General features: G+C 66.7%; 1 protein-coding gene and 1 pseudogene. One reads left to right on the top strand and one right to left on the bottom strand.

Features of this window, described 5'->3' with window-relative positions; all coding sequences use genetic code 11:
- Positions 1-97 precede the first annotated feature (97 nt).
- Positions 98-805, top strand: a pseudogene (locus NOCJ54_RS27755) (IS3 family transposase); the annotation flags it as partial.
- Here NOCJ54_RS27755 and NOCJ54_RS0122545 read toward each other — a convergent pair.
- Positions 769-1,620, bottom strand: a complete 852-nt coding sequence (locus NOCJ54_RS0122545) for a DUF222 domain-containing protein (RefSeq protein WP_028657284.1) — start codon at positions 1,618-1,620, stop codon at positions 769-771. The pseudogene NOCJ54_RS27755 and the gene NOCJ54_RS0122545 overlap by 37 nt on opposite strands.
- Between the last annotated feature and the right edge of the window lie 166 nt (positions 1,621-1,786).

Here is a 1,786-nt window from a genome sequence, read left to right as displayed (position 1 = left end):
TTCTTGTAGTCCGGTCGCCCGGTTCCTTCGGTCACAGCAGTCATCATCGTTCCTTTGCTGAGACCGACCGCTTACACAGACCATCTGACACCCCCCAAGATTGTGGCTCCACCTACGACGTAGAGGCCACGACGTCGCACGGTGCACCATCGAGCGGCTCTACGCCGAACAGGGCTGGGTCGGAGCGCTGCGGCAGAAGAAGGTCCGCACGACGATCCCCGACGAGTCCGCTGACCGGCCCAGCGACCTGGTCGACCGGCAGTTCTTCGCCACCCGCCCGAACCAGCTGTGGGTCGCCGACTTCACCTACGTAGCGACATGGTCGGGCACGGTCTACGTTGCTTTCATCTTCGACGTCTTCTCGCGCCGCATCGTCGGCTGGCGGGCGGCCACCCGGATGACCACCGACCTCGTCCTAGACACCCTCGAGCACGCGATCTGGACCCGACGCCAAGCCGGCGTCGAGAACCTCTCCGGGCTCATCCACCACACGGATGCCGGGTCGCAATACGTCAGTTTTGCCTTCACCCAACGGCTCATCGATGAGGGTGTCGACCCGTCGGTCGGCTCCATCGGGGATGCCTACGACAACGCGCTGGCCGAGTCGCAGATCGGGCTCTACAAGGCCGAGCTCATCCGGCCCGAGGGTCCCTGGCGCGGCGTTGAGCACGTCGAACTCGAGACCCTGAACTGGGTCGACTTCTTCAACAACGACCGCCCCCACGAAGCCCTCGACGACCTCACCCCAGTGACTGCTGAGGAACTTCACTACGCTGCACGAAACGAGCTCCAGCCGACCGGCTGAGCCACCAAACCCGGCCTCCGGACTCGCCGGGGCGGTTCAGTGTCGGGATCGGCGATGAGGAGGTCGAGGGAGAGGTCCTGGCGGGCGAGCTCGCCGGCCGCTTTCGACCGGCGGACGTCGAGGGAGTCGGTGTCGCCGAGCTGACCGAGGAGGTGGGCACGTCGGGTGATGGTCTGGTTGAGGTCGTGGCCGTCGGCTGCGTCCATCAACGCGTCGACGTAGACCAGGCCGTTGTCGGCACCCGTGATGGTGAACCGACGCTGGTCGGCCCGCTTGCGCCGTTCGGCTTCGGCTCGTTCCGGGTCGAAGCGGGCGATGGCTTCGGTGACGAGGCGGTCGATCTGTGCCCAGGTCACCGACTCCACGGCGATCGCGAGCTGGTGGTCCACCCACGCCGCAGCCCGCTGGGTGAGGGGGTGGGTGAGCTCGGCGATCCGCATGGCCCGCCAGGGTGCGAGCTTGTTGTCGAGGACCGCGGTGTAGAGCTCGGGGAGCCGCCAGGCGCACTCGAGGATCTTGCCGACGTAGAGCCGACCACCGTCGGGTGTGCGGCCCAGCACGGCGATGAGCTCCATCAGCGCGAACTCCGACACCAGCGGTGCGCCGGGGCCGGCGATGGGGATGCCGGTGTCGAGGAAGCCGTCCCGGACCGTGGCTGCTTCGTCGGGCTGGTCGACGGTGTTGGCGTGGGCCCATGCCACGATGTGCTTCCACTCGCGGATCTCGAGGTGGGCCCGGGCCTCGGCATCGTCGGCGATCCACGACAGCAGCGATGCTGTCGAGACCTTCGACGAAGGGCTGGTTCCGAGCTCCATGACGGGATTCTCCCAGAGACCACCGACACTTCGATTCGCCGGAAACCCGCCTGTGGACGGCTCTCCTGACACATGTGTGGGTCAACAGGACCGCCCTGGGAGCGCGGGACGGTAGCCACCGAGGCTGAGCATTGCGATAGCGATGAGGGCGTCTGGCGAGGCGAAT

This window comes from Nocardioides sp. J54, assembly GCF_000519005.1.
Classification (GTDB): Bacteria; Actinomycetota; Actinomycetes; order Propionibacteriales; family Nocardioidaceae; genus Nocardioides.
Note: the sequence above shows the minus strand (reverse complement) of the source record. Positions and strands in the feature narration are given on the sequence as shown.